Source organism: Caulobacter sp. (assembly GCF_017744445.1).
Lineage (GTDB): Bacteria > Pseudomonadota > Alphaproteobacteria > Caulobacterales > Caulobacteraceae > Caulobacter.
On record NZ_JAGIBH010000003.1, the window covers coordinates 197,358 to 215,608 of the forward strand.

Annotated in this window: 17 protein-coding genes; 9 read left to right on the forward strand and 8 right to left on the reverse strand. The window is 66.4% G+C overall.

Annotated elements, in window-relative coordinates; all coding sequences use genetic code 11:
- Complete coding sequence (locus J7528_RS06040; RefSeq protein ID WP_291872039.1) at nucleotides 1-861, reverse strand: crotonase/enoyl-CoA hydratase family protein; 861 nt, start codon at nucleotides 859-861, stop codon at nucleotides 1-3.
- A gap of 87 nt (nucleotides 862-948) precedes the next feature.
- Between J7528_RS06040 and J7528_RS06045 the strand changes: the two genes are divergently transcribed.
- Nucleotides 949-1,737 (forward strand): SH3 domain-containing protein, encoded by a 789-nt coding sequence (locus J7528_RS06045; protein ID WP_291872040.1) that lies wholly within the window; start codon nucleotides 949-951, stop codon nucleotides 1,735-1,737.
- 133 nt (nucleotides 1,738-1,870) lie between these two features.
- Here the strand turns inward: J7528_RS06045 and J7528_RS06050 are convergent, their stop codons facing one another.
- Nucleotides 1,871-2,305: a DUF488 domain-containing protein gene (locus J7528_RS06050; RefSeq protein WP_291872041.1), complete on the reverse strand. Its 435-nt coding sequence runs from the start codon at nucleotides 2,303-2,305 to the stop codon at nucleotides 1,871-1,873.
- A gap of 70 nt (nucleotides 2,306-2,375) precedes the next feature.
- On the opposite strand from J7528_RS06050, the gene J7528_RS06055 reads away from it, so the two are divergent.
- A complete protein-coding gene (locus J7528_RS06055; protein WP_291872042.1) occupies nucleotides 2,376-3,266 on the forward strand; it encodes an alpha/beta hydrolase in 891 nt (296 codons plus the stop codon).
- On the opposite strand, the gene J7528_RS06060 is transcribed toward J7528_RS06055, so the two are convergent.
- From J7528_RS06060 to J7528_RS06085, 6 genes are all read right to left on the reverse strand, one after another.
- Complete coding sequence (locus J7528_RS06060) at nucleotides 3,263-4,207, reverse strand: thioesterase family protein (RefSeq protein ID WP_291872043.1); 945 nt, start codon at nucleotides 4,205-4,207, stop codon at nucleotides 3,263-3,265. The two genes, J7528_RS06055 and J7528_RS06060, sit on opposite strands and share 4 nt — an antisense overlap.
- A gap of 68 nt (nucleotides 4,208-4,275) precedes the next feature.
- On the reverse strand, nucleotides 4,276-4,449 hold the full coding sequence (locus J7528_RS06065) for a hypothetical protein (RefSeq protein WP_291872044.1): 174 nt from the start codon (nucleotides 4,447-4,449) through the stop codon (nucleotides 4,276-4,278).
- A 49-nt stretch (nucleotides 4,450-4,498) separates the two neighbouring features.
- Nucleotides 4,499-4,990: a Fur family transcriptional regulator gene (locus J7528_RS06070; protein ID WP_291872045.1), complete on the reverse strand. Its 492-nt coding sequence runs from the start codon at nucleotides 4,988-4,990 to the stop codon at nucleotides 4,499-4,501.
- A 54-nt stretch (nucleotides 4,991-5,044) separates the two neighbouring features.
- Entirely contained in the window at nucleotides 5,045-5,818 is a 774-nt protein-coding gene (locus tag J7528_RS06075) for a phosphatase PAP2 family protein (protein ID WP_291872046.1), read from the reverse strand.
- 61 nt (nucleotides 5,819-5,879) lie between these two features.
- The gene (locus J7528_RS06080; protein ID WP_291872047.1) at nucleotides 5,880-6,974 is read right to left on the reverse strand and encodes a deoxyhypusine synthase; all 1,095 of its coding nucleotides are present in this window, start codon (nucleotides 6,972-6,974) and stop codon (nucleotides 5,880-5,882) included.
- 126 nt (nucleotides 6,975-7,100) lie between these two features.
- A complete protein-coding gene (locus J7528_RS06085; RefSeq protein WP_291872048.1) occupies nucleotides 7,101-8,360 on the reverse strand; it encodes a type III PLP-dependent enzyme in 1,260 nt (419 codons plus the stop codon).
- Nucleotides 8,361-8,597: 237 nt separating this feature from the next.
- Here J7528_RS06085 and phnC point away from each other — a divergent pair, with 237 nt between their 5' ends.
- From phnC to J7528_RS06120, 7 genes are all read left to right on the forward strand, one after another.
- Nucleotides 8,598-9,392 (forward strand): phosphonate ABC transporter ATP-binding protein, encoded by a 795-nt coding sequence (gene phnC / locus J7528_RS06090; RefSeq protein WP_291872049.1) that lies wholly within the window; start codon nucleotides 8,598-8,600, stop codon nucleotides 9,390-9,392.
- Entirely contained in the window at nucleotides 9,389-10,435 is a 1,047-nt protein-coding gene (gene phnD, locus J7528_RS06095) for a phosphate/phosphite/phosphonate ABC transporter substrate-binding protein (RefSeq protein WP_291872050.1), read from the forward strand. Before phnC ends, phnD begins: the two co-directional genes overlap by 4 nt.
- Before the next feature lie 8 nt (nucleotides 10,436-10,443).
- Complete coding sequence (gene phnE / locus J7528_RS06100; RefSeq protein ID WP_291872051.1) at nucleotides 10,444-11,259, forward strand: phosphonate ABC transporter, permease protein PhnE; 816 nt, start codon at nucleotides 10,444-10,446, stop codon at nucleotides 11,257-11,259.
- A 427-nt stretch (nucleotides 11,260-11,686) separates the two neighbouring features.
- Complete coding sequence (locus J7528_RS06105) at nucleotides 11,687-14,095, forward strand: TonB-dependent receptor (RefSeq protein ID WP_291872052.1); 2,409 nt, start codon at nucleotides 11,687-11,689, stop codon at nucleotides 14,093-14,095.
- Nucleotides 14,096-14,359: 264 nt separating this feature from the next.
- A complete protein-coding gene (locus J7528_RS06110; RefSeq protein ID WP_291872053.1) occupies nucleotides 14,360-15,619 on the forward strand; it encodes a porin in 1,260 nt (419 codons plus the stop codon).
- A 70-nt stretch (nucleotides 15,620-15,689) separates the two neighbouring features.
- Complete coding sequence (locus tag J7528_RS06115; RefSeq protein ID WP_291872054.1) at nucleotides 15,690-16,733, forward strand: substrate-binding domain-containing protein; 1,044 nt, start codon at nucleotides 15,690-15,692, stop codon at nucleotides 16,731-16,733.
- A gap of 161 nt (nucleotides 16,734-16,894) precedes the next feature.
- Nucleotides 16,895-18,208: a hemolysin family protein gene (locus J7528_RS06120; RefSeq protein ID WP_291872055.1), complete on the forward strand. Its 1,314-nt coding sequence runs from the start codon at nucleotides 16,895-16,897 to the stop codon at nucleotides 18,206-18,208.
- Nucleotides 18,209-18,251: the final 43 nt, after the last annotated feature.

An 18,251-nucleotide genomic window follows, 5' to 3' on the forward strand; every position in this document is an offset into this window, starting at 1 on the left:
TTACATCTTCTTCTTGAGGGGCAAGAGGTCCGGATAGACCGCGTCGCGCTTCTGGGCCTTGGCCGTGAAGGCCTCGGCCATGTGCGCGCCGGAGAACATGCCGGTCTGCCAGGTGGCGATATAGTCCAGGGCGTCGGCGATGCTGTGGTCGCGGGCGTAGTTGATCATCACCTTGCTGCCGGCCACGGCCAGCGGCGACTTCTCGGCGATCTCGCGGGCGGTCGCCAGGGCGTGGTCGACCAGGGCCTCGTGAGTGTCAAACACCTCGTTGACCAGGCCGATCTCCTTGGCGCGCTGGGCCGGCAGGCGGCGGCCCGTATAGGCCAGCTCCCGCACCCAGCCCTCGGGGATCAGCTTGCACAGGCGCGGGAAGGTGCCGACATCGGCGGTCATGCCGATGTTGATCTCCTGAATCTGGAAGAAGGCGTCGGCGCTGGCGTAGCGGATGTCGCAGGCGCTGATGAAGTCGACGGCCCCGCCGATGCAGCCGCCCTGGATGGCGATGATCACCGGCATGCGGGCCTTGTCCAGGCAGCTGAAGCTGTCCTGCAGCACATGCACGAACCGGCGGAAGCTTTCGGCCGCCACATGGCGATCGCCGTCTCGGTTAGCGGTAACGCCCTCGTCGTCGGTGAAGACCGAAAGATCCATGCCGGCGCTGAAGTGCTTGCCGGTCGAGGAGATCACGATGCAGCGGGCCAGCGCGTTGTCGTCAATATGTTTTACAATTGCGGGAAGCTCGTTCCAGAACGGTCGTGTCATGGTGTTCATGGCTTCGGGCCGTTTCAACTGGATGTGCGCGACACCGGCTTCGATCTCGACCTTGAAACAGCTATAGTCCGCTTGATCGTGGCCGCTCATGCCGAGACCTCCCTTTTCGTTGTCCGTCAACTATCCGACGGGGCGGGAGCGGCGACAACATTGACCTGACGGAAGAGGAACTCCGCCATGACCACCCGCAAGATCTCCGCAGCCCTGGCCCTGATGGCCACCGTCGGCAGCCTGGCCGCCGCGCCCGCTCCGGCGCTGGCTCAATCGCGCGGGCTGGGCGGCCTGTTCGCCTGCGAAGGCAAGGGCGGCAAGCAGGAGGGCGGCGCCCTGATCGGCGCGGCCGCCGGGGCCCTGCTGGGCAACAAGGTGGGCGGCAAGAACAAGACCCTCGGCACCCTGGTCGGCGCGGCCGCCGGCGCGGCGGCGGGCGGCTATATCGGCTGCCGCATGCAATCGACCGACGCGGCCCTGGCCGAGCAGGCCACCAAGAAGGCTCTGGAGACCGGCGTCGCCCAGACCTGGTCCAACAGCCGCACCGGCAATTCGGGCCGCATCAACGTGGTCTCGTCCAGCTACGGCCCGCCGATCGACGGCCGCAGCCTGCGCTACGCCCAGGGCGTGCAGAGCCTGCCCAGCTATGAAGCCTCGGGCGGCGCCTACACGGCCAGTTCGACCGCCAACCTGCGCGCGGGTCCGTCCACAAGCACGAAGGTGGTGGGCAAGGTCGCCGCGGGGGAAACCTTCGACGTCCTGGGCGTCGCCCCGACCGGCACGTGGGTGCTGGTGGGCCGCAGTGGCTACGGCGTCGGCTACGCTGCCTCGTCGCTGGTCCGTCCGACCGGCCAGATGGTCGCCAGCTGCCGCGTCATCGACGCCTCGGTCGCCGGCGGCGGCCAGGGTACGTCCAGCCAGCGCTACAGCGCGTGCAAGGACAATCGCGGCGAGTGGCAGGTGACCCAGGCCTAAGCGCGACCGCTTTTCCGCCCCCCTCCGGGGGCGGACGACCGCGCAGCGGTCAGGTGGGGGCGAGTAGGGTGACATCTCGCGGACTGGCCCCCTCCGCGCTTCGCGCTCCTCCCCCGAAGGGGGAAGACGGAAACTAAAGGTCCACCACCTCGCACTTCAGGGTCTGGCGGATACGGTCCGCCACGATCTGGCGGTGACAGCAATTGGGGTCGTCCTCGTAGCAAAGGAGGGCGACCCTTTTTGTTTTGGCCAACTCGGTCGCCTGGGCCAGGGCCAGCACCGCTTCGGGCTCTTCCAGGTGGGCGTTGAAGATCTGGCGCATCTCGTCGGTGCGCCCCGCCCGCGCCGCCTCGCGACCGGGCTTGGGTGTGCCCAGCGGTTTCAGGTGCAGGTAGTCGATACCCTGGTCCTTCAGGCTGTTTCCCAGAAGCGTCTTGGAGAAGCCGGCCTTGCGCGAGCTGGCCACGGCGCGGACGTCGACCACCAGCTCCACGTCGGCCGCCTTCAGCCGCGCGATCATGCCGCCTTGGGTGTCGGTCTCGTAGCCGATGGTGGCGAGCTTATTCATTCGGGTCTCCATGGACGGCGGAGGGCGGGAAGCCTACCTTAAGCCTGATAACTCTTTGGGAGCCACGCCGATGGACGCGGCCGTCTTTCGCGAACCTCGCAAGCGCGCCGTGGCGGTAGCCGGTGGCGAGATCGCGGCCCTGGAGTTTGGGCCGACGGACCGGCCGATCGACGTCGTCTTCGTCCACGCCAACGGCTTCAACGCCCAGACCTATCGCGTGTTGCTGTCGCCCCTGGCGGCGGGCCTGCGAATCCTGGCCATTGACCTGCGCGGTCACGGCGAGACGACCCTGCCGGCCAATCCCGACGGTCGTCGCTCGTGGCGCGACCTGAAGGACGACCTCACCGGCCTGCTGGACGCCCTGGACGGCCCGCCGCTGGTGCTGGCCGGCCACTCGATGGGCGGCACGGTCAGCCTGCTGGCGGCCGCCGAGCGCCCGGATCGCGTGAAGGGCCTGGTTCTGCTCGACCCGGTGATCATGCCCTGGCTGGCCACCCTCTATGCCAGGGCGCCGTGGACCTCTGGTCGCCTGTGGCGGCACATGCCGCTGGTCCAGTCGGCCCTGCGCCGGCGGGCGGTGTTCGACACCCGCGAGCAGGTGTTCGCCGGCTACAAGGGTCGCGGGGCCTTCAAGACCTGGCCCGAGACCATGCTGGCCGACTACGTCGCCGGCGGCTTCCACGAGCGCGACGACGGCAAGGTCGAGCTGGCCTGCACCCCGGCGTGGGAAGCCTCCAACTACGCCGCCCAGGCCCACGACCCGTGGCGCGCGGTGCGTCAGGTCAAGGCTCCGGTGCGGATCCTCAAGGCCGAGAAGCACTCCACCTGCCGGGCCGGCGACGGTTTCGCGCGACGCGGCAAGGACGTGGTGATCGAGGTGGTCGACGGGACCAGCCACTTCCTGCCGATGGAACGACCCGACGTGGTGCGGGACGTGCTGTTCGACATGGCGACGGCTTAGAGCGCCAACCCCTCCACCTCGTGTCGGCTCAACGCCGCCCGTGCCGCGTCCGACACCGGCACCACCTTCCGCGCGTCCAAATCGAAGGTGATGGCCACAGCTTCGGACGTGCCCCAGGGCTCGCCGGTCGCCGGGTCCAGCATCCAGTGAACCACCCGCATCGTTCGCGCGTCCGTGCCCATCAGGCCGGAACGGATGTCGACGCGGTCGCCAGCGCGGGGCCAGGCCAGGTAGGCGATGCGGTACTCCAGGACCGCGCCCCCCACGCGGGCCGGCTTGTGCTCGGCGTGCTCGACCACGACGTCGCGGAACGGGTGGATGAAGGCGCCGATGCCGTCCGAGACCCGGCCGATGAACTGCTCGGCGCGCATCCGTCCGTACACATCGCAATCGGACGGCAAGAGACCGCCCAGGCCGATGCGGGAGAGGTTCAGCTGGTCGGCGCGGTCCAGGCTGGCGGTGGGCTCGAAGGCACCGAGGTCGATGCTGCGCGCTCTGGCCTTCTCCGGAACCTCAACCTTCAGGGCCTCGCCGCGCTCGCGCGCGACCCTGGGCCAGGGGAAGGGCTGGCCGTCGCGCGGGGTGGCGTGGACGACGGTGGTCTGGAAGGTCGCCGCCAGCTCGCCCGAGGCCGGATGGATCAGCAGCTGCAGGATCTTCGCATCCGTCTCGCCCATCTCGATCACCCCGCCCAGCATGGTGAGCGGCGCGCCGGCGTGGGCCTCGCGCAGGAAGCGGATGTGGTGTTCCTTGACCAGCAACGTGGCGTTGGCGTGGGGCGAGAACGCGTTGGCCAGACCCAGCTCGGCGGCCATGCCGATCAGACCCTCCATGGCCCGCACGACGTAGTGGCGCACGTTCATGTGCCCCATCTCGTCGCAGTCCCAGGTGTTGACGCCACCGCGCCAGATCTCAACGCCGGGGAAGGCTTCAGCGGTCATGCGGCGTCTCGAGCAGCGGTGAACGTCTGTTCGAGCCTAGCGGTGTTCGCGCGAGCTTCGCAATCGCGTCAGCGCTTGAAGGTGTCGCCGATCTCCTTGGCGTCGCCACCATCCGGGCCGGCCCGCTTGCGCGATTCCTCACCCGTCTTCTGGACCTTGTCCTTGCCGCCCAAGGCCGTGAAGTCGCCCAGCGGTTCGGCCTCGTTCTTTTCGCGACCGTCGGTGTTGGGTTGCTGCGCCATGTCGATCTCCTCGTCCGAAGAGAACCGGGGGACAGAGGGGAGGTTCCGCTCAGCCGCCCCGGCAATCGCTGCAGAGGCCGTGGGCCTCGATCGTCACGCTGGTCAGGGCGTAGCCGGCGGCGGCGCCGGCGGCGATGATCTCGGCGCTGGCCCGGGGCTCGATCTCGCGGGTCGCGCCGCAGCAGTCGCAGATCAGGAAGGCGGCGGCGTGGCCGTCGGCCTCCTTGCGGCAGGCGACATAGGCGTTGAGGCTCTCGATCCGGTGGGCGAAACCCTGCTTCTCCAGGAAGTCGAGGGCGCGATAGACGGTCGGCGGCTTGGCCGGCGGGCCGTCGCCCCCGAAGGTCGAGATCAGGTCATAGGCCTTCACCGGCTGGCCGGCTTCCAGCAGCAGCTCCAGCACGCGGCGGCGCGGGGCGGTCAGGCGCTGCTCGGCAGCCGAGCAGCGAGCCTCGGCCGCGTCCAGTTCAGCGGCGAGCGCGGCGCCAGCGACGCCGTGATTGTGGTGATCGTGTCCGCAAGCGGTCGCGTCGTGGGCCATGCCCTAGAGGTAGAGGCCCGCAAACATGTTCGCAACTCCGTACGGTTCGGAAGGCTAAAGCAGCGGCGCACCGATCAGGTTGGCCTGGGCCGTGCAGCGGGCCGGATCGGGTGGCGTGCCCTTGGCGCGGGCCGCGTCCAACTCGGCGCGGACGCCAGCCAGGTCGGCCTTGAAGGCGTCCGAGGCCCAGAGAGCGGCGAACAGGTTCTCGGCGTTGCGCTTACCGGCCTCGACCGAGCTGGCGTTGTGCACGCCGCAGACGATGCGGCTTTCGCCAAAGCCGCGGGCCCGGGCCAGGATCGCCTCGGCGCGGTCGGGAGCGGCCTCGGCCAGGATCAGGCCGACGGTCCAGCCCCAGGTCGCGTGGCCGGAGGGATAGTCGGGCGACAGCGAGAAGCCCAGGCCCGGCTTGATGCACAGAGCGCCCTTTTCCGACCGGAACGGACGGGCGCGCATGTATTTCATCTTCGGACCCGAAACCGCCGAGCGCACGTCGCCGCTGACCCGCAGCAGCATCGCGGCCAGCTTGGGATTGCTCTCCTTGGTCGGGGTGAAGCCCAGCGCGCAGGAGAAGCCGTCCATGACGTTCTCCTCGACATTGTCAGCCTGGGCCAGGGACCAGCGCGGCGTGCCCTCGAGCGCGCGGGTGGCGCGGAAGATCTGGCGGTCCTTCTCGGCTTCCGGAGAGCTCTTGGCCGGCGGCGGTCCCAGGTGGTCGCGCGCGTCATAGACGCCCTTGGCGAGGTAACGGTTCGGGCTGGCGGCGTCGCTGCTCAGCGTGGCGCAACCGGCGAGAGACAGGACCGCGACAAGGGCCAGAACGCGCATATGAAAAAGGCCCCCGGAGAAACTCCGGGGACCCTGCATTTTCAGAGAGAGTCGTTCAAGCTTACTTGCCGAACAGCTTGTTCCAACGCGGCTTCTCGCGGCCTTCCCAGGCCTTGCGCCAGTAGGCGTCCGAGGCGATCAGCGGGACGACGGTGGTGGCTTCGGCGAAGACCATCTGTTCGTAGGTGGTCGAGACCTTGCCCCACGAGGCGGCTTCCTTCAGCGTCGACGACGAGCAGGCGCCGTCGCGCACGTCGGCGACCGTGATCTGGATGGCGTACTTGTGCATGTCGGCCTCGACGCCGAGGATCTCGGCGCAGACGACGGTGTCCTGGGCGAAGTTCTTGGGAACGCCGCCGCCGACCATGAACAGGCCCGTGGTGCCGGCCGCGATCTTGACGTCCGTCAGCTCACGGAAGTCGGCGACCGCGTCGATCATCAGGTAGGGCTTCTTCTCGGCGATCTTTTCCTTCTGGTGCTTGACCAGGCCGAAACCGGCCGAGCTGTCGACGAAGGCCGGGCAGAAGATCGGCACGCCTTCTTCGTAGCAGGTCTGGATCAGCGAGCCTTCCTTCTTGGCGTTGCCTTCCGCCAGCCACTTGCCCATCTCCCAGATGAACTCGCGCGAGGAATAGCCGCGGGGCTCCAGCTTGTTGCAGATCTCCAGGATCGTGTGGTCGCAGGCCTGCAGCTCTTCTTCGTCGATATAGGTGTCGTAGATGCGGTCGATGTAGTTGTCGCGCAGGACGTTGTCGTCGACCGGGCCGGCGGCCTGATAGTGCTTGAAGCCGAGGGCTTCGAAGAAGTCCATGTCGACAATGCTGGCGCCGGTGGCGACCACGGCGTCGATCATGCCGTTCTTCACCATGTCGCGGTACACGTGCATGCAGCCGCCAGCCGAGGTCGAACCGGCCAGGATCAGCCAGGTCGAGCAGCCCTTGTCGGCCAGGGCCATGTTGAAGATGTCGGCGGCGCGGGCCGTGTCGCGCGAGCTGAACGACATCTTGCGCATCGAGTCGATGATCGGGCGGGCGTCATAGCTGGCGATGTCGACGTGCTCGACGACCTTCTGCAGCAGTTCGGCCTTTTGGTTGTTCGGAACGGGAGCGTTCATTGCTTCGGTTTCCCTGACTTTGGACGCCCGTCGTTGGAACAAGAAGCCTTCGCCGGGACGGAGCGACCGACGGAAGCTTTGAAAATACGAACCGCACCCGACGTCTCATAACGTCGGGCGCGGCGCGCGGTTTAACTCAAAAACTGTCTACTGACGAACCACGTCGGTTTAGCGACGGCGCTTGCGCTTGCCGGCCGCGCCCTTGGGGCGCGAGAAGCGGACGATCTTGCGCTCTTCGTTCTCCTGGCGGACCGCCGGGATCGAGCGCTTGGCCAGGCCGTACATCGAGGCCATCGGCGCGTCCTGCACCTGCGCGGTGTCGGTCTCGCCAAAGCCGTTGAAGCGGGTCGACATCGCGACGCCATAGGCGCCCAGCATGCCGATCTCGATGTAGTCGCCCTCGTCGACGCTTTCCGGCAGGTAGAACGGGCCGGGCATGTGGTCGACGCTGTCGCAGGTCGGGCCGTAGAAGCGGAAGGGCTTGAGGCCCTCTTCCACGACTTCGCCGTTCTTGCGGTACAGCTTGACCGGGAAGGGCCACTTCATGTGCGCGGCGTCGAACAGCGAGCCGTACGACCCGTCGTTCAGATACAGCGCGTCGCCCTTCTTCAACTCGACCTTGACCAGCAACGACGAGGCCTCGGCGACCAGGGCGCGGCCCGGTTCGCACCAGAGTTCGGTGGTCTCGTGGACCATCATCTCGGCGAAGCCGCGGTCGATGGCGGCCAGGTACTCGGAGAGGTCCGGCGGGACCATGCCCGGATAGATCGACGGGAAGCCGCCGCCGACGTCGACGACATCGGCCAGCACGCCGGCGCGGACCAGGGCGCGGCTGGCCTGGGCCATCGCCGCCTGGAACGCCGTCGGACGCATGCACTGGCTGCCGACGTGGAAGGACACGCCCATCAGGTCCTGGGTGGCGCGACGCGCGGCCAGCAGCAGGGCGGGGGCGTTGTGGGCCTCGACGCCGAACTTGCCCGACAGGCTGTAGGCCGCGCCCTCGGCCTGCACGCCCATGCGGACGATCAGGTTGAGGTCCTTGGCCTGGCCGGTGGCGTCCAGGATCTTGGCCAGCTCTTCGTGGGTGTCGAACGAGAAGGTCTTCACGCCGTGGTCGAAGTACGCGGCCGAGATCGCCTTGCGGCTCTTGACCGGGTGCATGAAGGCCATGCGCGAGCCCGGGGCGTGTTCGGCCACCGTCTCGATCTCGTTCAGCGATGCGACGTCGAACGACCGGACGCCGGCTTCAGCCAACTCGCGGATCACCCACGGCGAAGGATTGGCCTTCACCGCATAGAAGACGTCGCCCTTGAATTCGGACTGGAACCAGCGCGCAGCTACGGAAACCGCGTCGGGCCGCACGAGTGCGACGGGACGTTCCGGTGACCGCTCACGGACCAGGTCCAGGGGAGATTGGTACGTGCGCAATTCACGTAACCCCCTGTTGGAAGTTAAACCCAGGCCGGCGTTAGCAGCGTTTTAGAGGACTTCGGGTCCGCCGGAGCGAGCGAAATAGGGTCATTGCTTCGGGATGTAAAGACCCTTTTGCAGCCCCGGTTTGGGGCGAATTGGCCCATGGGTTGTCACAAATCCATTGCGAACCTTCCCCAAACCGGAGATCGCATTTCCCAAGCACCGAAACCACGTTAAGGATTCGCCCCGACCATGACGTCGGACCCAGTTCTCTCGATCCGCGCAGCGTCCAAGACCTTCGGGTCGAGGCGAGCGCTGGACCAAGTCTCCCTCGACGTTGCTCGGGGCGAGATGATCGCGCTCATCGGCCCCTCGGGCTCCGGGAAATCCACGCTTCTGCGCTCGATCGATGGTCTGCAGACCATTGATGAGGGAGACGGCGTCATTACCGCTTTCGGCGGCCCCGTGCAGGCCAAGGGCAAGGTGTCGAACGATGTGCGCAAGGCGCGCATCCGCATCGGCTTCATTGCTCAGCAGTTCAACCTGGTCGGCCGGCTGTCGTTGTTCAGCAATGTCGCCCTGGGTTCGCTGGGCCGGATTCCCTTCTTGTCTGGGCTGTTCGGCCGCTGGCCGAGGGAAACCCGGGAGGCGGCCATGGCGGCCCTGGCCCGCGTCGGCGTGGCCGACTACGCCGCCCAGCGCGCCAACACCCTGTCGGGCGGCCAGCAGCAGCGCGGCGCCATCGCCCGCGCCCTGGTCCAGAAGGCCAAGATCATCCTGGCCGACGAGCCGGTGGCCTCGCTGGATCCGGTCTCGGCCCGCAAGGTCATGGAGATCCTGCGCGATCTCAACAAGACCGACGGCCTGACCGTCGTCGTCACCCTGCACCAGGTCGACTACGCCTTGCGCTACTGCGACCGCGTCGTGGCCCTGAAGGCCGGCCAGAAGGTCTATGACGGCCCCGCCGCCGGCCTGAAGCGCGACAAACTCATCGATATCTACGGCCCGGAATTCGAGGACGTGTTCTGGGAAGGAGCCCCGCAATGATCAGCCGTCGCTCGGCCATCGCCATCGCCGCCCGTTTTTCGGTTATTGGCCTTTCGGCCCTGGCCCTAGCCTCGTGCGGCCAGAAGTCCGAGACCACGGCGGGGCCCAAGGACACGGTCGTGTTCTCGATCCTGTCGACCGAGTCGGCCCAGAACATGGAGAGCTACTGGAAGCCCATCCTGGCCGACATGGAAAAGCAGACCGGCCTCAAGGTGAAGCCGTTCTTCTCGTCCAACTACTCGTCGCTGATCGTGGCCATGGGCGCCAAGCAAACCGACCTGGGCTGGTTCTCGAACCAGTCGGGCCTGGAAGCCGTGCGCCGTTCGGGCGGCGAGGTCTTCGCCCGCACCTTCGACCCGTCGGGCACCGACGGCTACAAGTCGGTGATCATCGTCCCGGCCGACAGCAAGCTGACCCTGGAAGGCCTGCTGAAGTGCGACAAGACCTTGAACTTCGGCATCGGTGACAAGAAGTCGACCTCGGGCACCCTGGCGCCGATGACCTATGTGTTCATCCCAGCCGGCGTGAAGCCCGAGAACTGCTTCAAGACCGTGCTCAGCGCCAGCCATGACGCCAACCTGGCGGCCGTGGGCAACCACAAGCTGGACGCCTCGACCAACAACTCCACGGCCCTGCGCCTCAATGCCGAGCGCGCCGACAACAAGTCCGCCAAGGTCAAGGTGATCTGGGAATCGCCGACCCTGCCGGAAGACCCGATCGTCTGGCGCAAGGACCTGGATCCGGTCGTGAAGGAAAAGCTGCGCCAGTTCTTCCTGACCTACGGCCAGGGCGATACGCCGGAGGCCGCGCAGCAGCGCGCCAACCTGGAGAAGCTGTCGATGGGCGGCTTCAAGCCGGCCGACAACAGCCACCTGCTGGTCGTGCGCGAAATGGAAGCCCTGGAGCAGCTGGGCCTGGCCAAGGAAAGTGGCGACCAAGCCAAGATCGCCGCGGCTCAGAAGAACCTGGACGGCATCAAGGCCGAGCGCGTCGCCGCCGAGGGCAAGGCGGGCGCCGTGCCGACGGCGCCGGCGGCCAACTGAGGCCCTTCATGAGCGAGACCATTCCGGCCGCGCCCAAGCGCTCCACGACGGCCATGGCCTTCGACGCCCTGATCTGGGGCGGCGTGGCCATGCTGCTGATCGTCAGCTTCAAGCCGGCCGAGATCGACAAGTTCCCGCAGCTGTTCACCGAGGCGGGGCGGATGCAGGAGTTCGCGCGAGGCTTCTTCTCGCCGTTCACCGATCCCCAGGCCTTCATGGCCGCCGACTGGAGCCTGTACATCGGCAAGATGTGGCAGACGATCCAGATGGCGCTGTGGGGCACCTTCCTGGCCATCATCGTCGCCATCCCGCTGGGCCTCTTGGGCGCGGGCAACATCACGCCGGTGTGGATCCAGCAGCCGGTGCGCCGGGTGCTGGACCTGATCCGCTCGATTCCCGACCTGGTGGTGGCGCTGATCTTCATCACCGCCGTGGGCCTGGGTCCGTTCGCCGGCGTCATGGCTCTCATGTTCAACACCGGCGGCGTGCTGGCCAAGCTGTTCGCCGAGGCCGTCGAGTCGATCGACAAGGGTCCGGTCGAGGGCGTGCGCGCCACCGGAGCGGTGAAGCTGCAGGAGATCGTCTGGGGCGTGATCCCGCAGGTGGCCCCGCTGTGGACCAGCTACGCGCTCTACCGCTTCGAGTCGTCCAGCCGCGCCGCGACGGTGCTGGGCCTGATCGGGGCCGGCGGCGTCGGCCAGGTGCTGCTCGATAGCGTCAATGCATTCCAGTACGACCAGACCGGCTGCATCGTGCTGGTCATCGTGGTGGCCGTGTCGCTGATCGACCTGCTGTCACAGATCATCCGTACGCGACTGCTGTAGTCGCCCCGAAATGGGGGCGGGCAAAGATCCGAACCCATCCGAAAAAGCCCGGGCGCGCCGACCGATCGTCGGCGCGCCCGTCGTGTTTCTGGCCCCTATTCGCGGCGCGCTGGCGGTGGGCATGCGCCATGCCTGATTGCAATCCTGCAACAAAGATGTGGGAGGCAAAGTTCATGGGTTTCAGGTTCTTACATGTAATGAAGAACGGGGTTATCCGGAAATGGGGATTTAATGTGGCCTTGGCGTCCAACTTCGGCGCGAGAGCATTTCCATCATCGGCTCTCGCTATGGGCGAATTCGAACGGATACTGTTCGCCTCTCGCAAATGCCGTAAATTTATCACGTCTTAAAACATACACAGAGGCGTCACTGAACCATCACTGCATAGGGACTATCCCCCCGGCCAACCAAAACAGGGGTGTTTCCTATGCGGAACTATTTCGGTGGAGCGGCGGTCTCCGTTCTCATGATGGCGATGGCCCAGAGCGCCTATGCCGCCGACGCGGCCCCGGCCGATGACGGCACGGCCCTGGAGCAGGTCGTCATCACCGCTACCAAGCGTGAGACCAACCTGCAGACGACTCCGATCGCGGTGTCGGTGCTGAGCGCCACGGCCATGGCCGAGCGCCACGCCGAGAGCCTGATCAGCCTGATGGACGGCGCCATCCCCTCGCTGCGCGTCGCCACCTTCGAAGCCCGCCAGTCGGCCCTGACGGTCGGCATCCGCGGTATCGTCCCGTTCGACGCCAACCAGACCGCTCGCGACCAGGGCGTCGGCGTCTATATCGACGGCGTCTATCTGGGCCGTCAGCAGGGCTTGAACGTCGCCCTGCTGGACCTGGAGCGCGTCGAAGTGCTGCGCGGCCCGCAAGGCACGCTGTTCGGCCGTAACACCGAAGGCGGCGCGGTCAGCATCGTCTCGAAGGCCCCGTCGGGCGTGGCGGGGGGCCGCATCGTCGCCGGCGTCGGCAACTACGGCGCCTACACCGCCGAGCTGCACCAGGACTTCCAGGAATTCAACGGCCTGTCGATCAAGGTCGACGGCCTGCTGCAACACCAGGATCCGACCATCAAGAACCCGATGGCGGGCCAAGCCGGCTGGAACCAGTACGACCGCAAGGGCGGCCGCATCCAGGCTCAGTACAAGCCGAACGACAAGTTCAGCGCCCTGATCGCCGTCGACTACTCGAAGGACGAGAACACCCCGTTCTTCAGCCAGCTGGTCAGCTACAACCCCTATGGCAAGCGCGTCCGCACCCTGGCTGAAGCCACCGCCGCCGCCAGCGCCCCGGCCGGCACGATCAACCCGCTGGCCCCGCTGATGAAGGTCCACACCGAGCGCCAGAAGGTCTCGGACATCGGCACCATCCAGCAGCCCAGCGTCGACGAGACCGGCGGCGCCATGATGACGCTGAAGTACAACGTCTCGCCGAACCTGCAGCTGCGCTCGATCACCGCGGCCCGCGCCGTCGGCACGAACCAGTGGGACAACTCGGGCGTCGAAGCCCGTAACGTCTTCGCCCCGAACGCCACGTTCGGCCGCTACAGCCTGTCGGACCTGTACCAGAACCAGTACAGCCAGGAATTCCAGGCTGTCGGCGACTTCGGCGCCAACTTCGAATACGTCGCCGGCCTGTACTACTTCAAGGAACACGCCAAGGAATCGGCCGCCACGCCGTTCACCAATCAGTGGAATGCCGACGGCAGCGCCTACACGATCCGCAACTCTGCCGGCACGTCGAAGGCCGCCGCCGGCACCGCCGGCTGGGAGCGCGGCACGCGCTTCCTGACGCGCGCTTCGGAAGCCGACGCCGAGAGCTACGCCATCTACGGCCAGGGCACCTACACCCCGGCGACGATGGAAAAGCTGCACCTGACGGTCGGCGGTCGCTACACCAAGGACAAGCGCGACGGCACGCTCTACATCGTCAACGGCAAGGCCACGAACTTCACCTTCACCTACGACAAAGGCCGCTTCGACCCGCTGGTGAACCTGGCCTATGACGCCGCTGAAGGCATCAACCTGTACGCCAAGTTCTCGACCGGCTACCGCGCCGGCGGCGCCAACGACCGCTCGCAGACCTTCCAGTCGTTCGACGCAGAAAAGGTCAAGGCGTACGAAGTCGGCGCCAAGATGGACTTCCTGGACAACCGCGTCCGTCTGAACCTGGCCGCCTACGCCATGAACCGCGACGGCACCCAGATCGACTTCGACAACGTCGACACCACCCCCGGCAGCCCGACCCAAGGCGCGCACACCGAGGAAACCCGCAATGCGCCGGGCACCTCGAAGATCCGCGGCTTCGAAGCGGACCTGACCGCCCAGGTGACCGACCAGATCGTGGTCGGCGTCTCGTACGCCTACACCGACGTGAAGGTCCCGGCCGCGCCGTTCCCGTTCACCGGCAACGCCGACGTCCCGCAAGGCACGCCGTTCCCGGTCAACGTGGTCTACACGCCGCCGAACGCCGCCTCGGCCTATGTCGACTTCAAGCAGCCGGTCGGCTCGATGACGTTCAAGGCTCACCTGGACGCCAACTACGCCGACGCCCAGTACTCGTTCCAGACCGAGTTCGCCGACGTCTCGCCGACCGGCAAGCTGGTCAAGAACGTGGCCGTGAAGGGCGACAGCAGCTTCATCGTCAACGGCAACCTGACCCTGGCCGACATCGCCATGGGCGACGCCGGCTCGGCCAGCCTGTCGCTGTGGTCGCGCAACCTGCTGAATGAATCGCACATCTACCGCATCTCGGCCGCCAACCGCGGCACGATCGGCGACTATGCGAACTTCAATCCGCCGCGCACCTACGGCATCGAACTGCGCGTGAAGTACTAGGACTATCTGACGAAGGGCGGCTCGGTGAGCCGCCCTTCCGACTCTTGAGTAAAGCGTCCGGCACTCGTCGGTAGACGGATTTTCTTCGTGACGTTTGGCAATGGTCTTGTTGCTGGAACGACACAGATTAACCGGTTGAAAACACGTGTCGTTTGGCCGTCACGAATTTGTGGCCGAACTGTCACGTACCGCCGTTATCCCGCAGGCATCCTGATCCCGCCCAGCACGGGTGAGAGAGGCAGGGGCACTCAAGGGGATACTCAAATGAGCAGCAAGACCTCGCTGGTCGCCGGTTCGGCGCTGGGCGTTGTGCTGGCCCTTGGCCTGGGCGTCGCGGCCCAAGCCCAGGACATGTCGTATCGCTGGGCCGGCGCGCCGCAGTTCAGCAACGACGACGTCATGTTCAAGTTCCGTGGTCGGATTCTGGTGGACTACGTCAACCAGGACGTGACCCGCGATGGTCCCGGCGGCGACTTCAAGACCAGCAACTGGCGCGGTCGCCAGGTGTTCCTGGGCGTCGAAGGCAAGCTGAACAACTACTTCGCCTACAAGGCCGAGGGCGGCTGGGTGAACGGCGGCGCGGCCTCGTGGGACGATGTCGTCATCGAGTACAAGCCCAACGAACAGGTCTCGCTATTGTTCGGGAACATCAAGGCCGCCGGCCTGGAAAACCTGACCTCGACCCGCTTCATCACCTTCATGGACCGTGGTCCGTACGGTGACTTCGGCATCGACACCTATCTGCTGAGCGCGGTCGCCAAGTATCAGGGCTTCAACTACTCGGCCACATTTGCTGTTCAAGGCAACAGCATCAACACCGCCGACGTCGCCAATGCCGGCGCCGACAGTAAGGAGCGTTTCGGCCTGACCGCGCGCGGCCACTTCGCGCCGATCAACACGGACACCGACAAGCTGCACGTCGCCCTGTCGTACCGCTATCGCAATCGCGGGGACGAAAGCGCCTTCGCCTATACCGGCCGCACGACGACCGCCTATACGAACGGCACGACCTTCTACACCACCGGCGCCATCGGCAACCGCGACAAGACCCTGGCCGCCGAGGCCATGTACATCCACGGCCCGTTCTCGGTTCAGGGCGAATATTCGAACATCGACGTGACCCGCGTCGGCGGCGCCGCCATCGGCAAGGATCCCAAGGTCAAGGTGGGCTACGCCTTCGTGTCGTTCTGGCCGACCGGCGAGATGCGCAACTACGATCCCGCCGCCGGCGAGATCAAGCGTCCCAAGATCCTGAACCCGGTCACGGCCGGCGGCTTCGGCGGCGTCGAGCTGGCGCTTCGCTACGACTATGCCGACCTGGGCGACGCCTACGACACCCTCAACGTCAAGCCGGCTGCGTCGCAGGCCGGCAAATACACGGGCTGGACCCTGGGCCTGAACTACTACCCGACGTCCTACGTCCGCTTCCAGGCCAACTACACCGACGGCAAGTCGGACAATATCGGCCTGAACCAGGACTACGACATCAAGCAGTTCCAGCTGCGCGCCCAGCTGGACTTCTAGGACACGCCAAGTTCTTCGGGCGGTCCGACAGCGGCCCGCCCGATCCCTCTTTTGCCCTTAGGAACTGACCATGAAGAAGCTCCTGTCCTGCGCGGCCGCCGCCGTCGCCCTGTCGGGCCTGGCCGCCGTCCCCGCCCATGCCGCCCGCGACTATGTCTGGGCCGCCGGCTCCTCGACCGTGTTCCCGTTCGCCACCCGCACCGCCGAGAACTTCGCCAAGAAGTCGGGCAAGAAGGCCCCGAAGGTCGAAAGCCTGGGCACCGGCGGCGGCATCAAGCTGTTCTGCTCGGGCGCCGGTGAAGGCTTCCCCGACATCGCCAACGCCTCGCGCCCGATGAAGAAGGCCGAGTTCGACGCCTGCGCCAGCAAGGGCGTCAAGGACATCATCGCCATCAAGATCGGCTTCGACGGCATCGTGGTGGCCACCGACAAGGATGGCGCCGACTACAACTTCAAGACCGAGAACCTGTACATGGGTCTCTCCAAGACGGTCCTGAAGAACGGCCAGTTCATCGCCAATCCGAACAAGAACTGGGACGACGTCGCCGGCGGCCTGCCGGGCAACCGCATCCAGGTCTACGGCCCGCCGCCGACCTCGGGCACCCGCGACGCCTTCGTCGAACTGGCCATCGAGGCCGGCGCCCGCAAGTATCCGACCCTGGACGCTATCCGCTCGGACAACGAGAAGAAGTTCAAGGGCCTGGTCGACCCGCTGCGTAACGACGGCTGGATCGACGCCGGCGAGAACGACAACGCCATCGTCGGCACGCTGACCAAGACCCCGGGCTCGGTCGGCGTCTTCGGTTGGTCGTACCTCGAAGAGAACATGGACAAGATCAAGGGCGCGACCGTCAACGGCGTGAAGCCCTCGGCCCAGACCATCTCGGACGGCTCGTACCCGCTGTCGCGCACCCTCTTCATCTACGTGAAGAAGGCCAATATCGGCGTGACCCCGGGGCTGGAGGATTTCCTGAAGGAGTTCACCTCGGACGCCGCGACGGGCCGTGGCGGCTATCTGCAGGGCCGTGGCCTGATCCCGCTGCCCCCCGGTCAGCACCAGGCCCAGAAGGACGTGGTCGCCAAGAAGACCACGATGCCCCGTCCTGCCGCTTAGTGTCCGGCCGCCTAATCGGCGATCTGAAAGGCTTCAAATTGTGACGAACGCCGTGGTCCTATGGGCCACGGCGTTTTTCTTTGTATAGTGAACCCGCCGGGCCGCTCCCCAAGCCCCGCCGCGGTCGCCGTCTGGGCCCGCGTCCCTGACCCTGAAGGGCCATGATTCTCGTCGCGCTCGCCGTCGTCTTTCTCCTCGTTCTGCTGAACGGGGTCTTTTCCATGTCCGAACTGGCCGTCGTCTCGGCCCGCAAGGCTCGCCTGCAAGGGCTGGCGGAGCGGGGGGACAAGGGCGCCAAGCTGGCCCTCGACATGGCCGAGCATCCGACGCGGTTCCTGTCGGCCGTGCAGGTCGGCATCACCCTGATCGGCATCTTCGCCGGCGCCTACGGCCAGGCCACCATCGCCGGCGCGCTGGACACTTGGCTGGAGACCAGCGTCCCGGCGCTTGCCAAATATTCCGAGGCCATCGCCACCGGCGTCGTCGTCGTCGGCCTGACCTATGTGTCGGTGATCGTCGGCGAGCTGGTGCCCAAGCGCCTCGCTTTGATGTTCCCGGACGTCATCGCCCGCAAGATGGCCCCGTTCCTGGCGATCGTGGCCCTGGTGCTGCGCCCGTTCGTGACCCTGCTGACGGTCTCCACGGCCGCCGTGCTGAAGCTCTTGGGTGTGCGTGACGAGCGCAACAACGGCGTCACCAGCGAGGAGGTGGAAGCCGTCCTGGCCGAAGGCGCCGACGCTGGCCTGATCGAGCCCGAGGAGCGGGCGATGATCAACGAGGTGCTGCGCCTGGGCGACCGTCCGGTGCGCGTGGCCATGACCCCGCGCCGCGACCTCTTCTGGGTCTCGCTGGCCGACACGCCCGAAACCGTCCTCTCCGAGATCCGCGCCAGCGCCCACTCGCGCATCCTGGTGGCCACCGAAGGCGACCTGGACGGCGACATCGGCGTTGTCCTCAAGAAGGACCTGCTGGACGCCTGCCTGTCGGGCGATCCCCTGGACCTGAAGGCCCACGTGCAGCAGCCCGTGGCCATCCCCGAGACCATGTCGCTGCTCAAGGCCCTGCAGCTCTTCAAGCAGACCAGCCTGCACATGGCCCTGGTCGTCGACGAGTTCGGCTCGCTGCAGGGCGCGATCACGCCCCTGGACCTGCTGGAAATGATCGCCGGCGACTTCCCCGAGGACCACGAGGACGACGAGAAGCGCTTCATCCGCCGCGAGGACGGCTCATGGCTGATCGACGCCCGCCTGGACATCCAGGAGCTGAACGATCACCTGGGCGAGAACTTCGAGGCCGACGGCGGCTACCACACCGTGGCCGGCCTGATCCTGGACCGCCTGGGCCGCATCCCGTCCGAGGGCGAGCACCTGGAGATCGGAGCCTTCGACCTGGAGATCGTCGACATGGACGGCTCGCGGATCGACAAGGTCATCCTCAAGCACTGCAAGCGCGGCAAGGGTGAGGCGGAGGGGTAGGAGCAACCTTCTCCCCTTGCGGGAGAAGGTGTCAGCCGGAGGC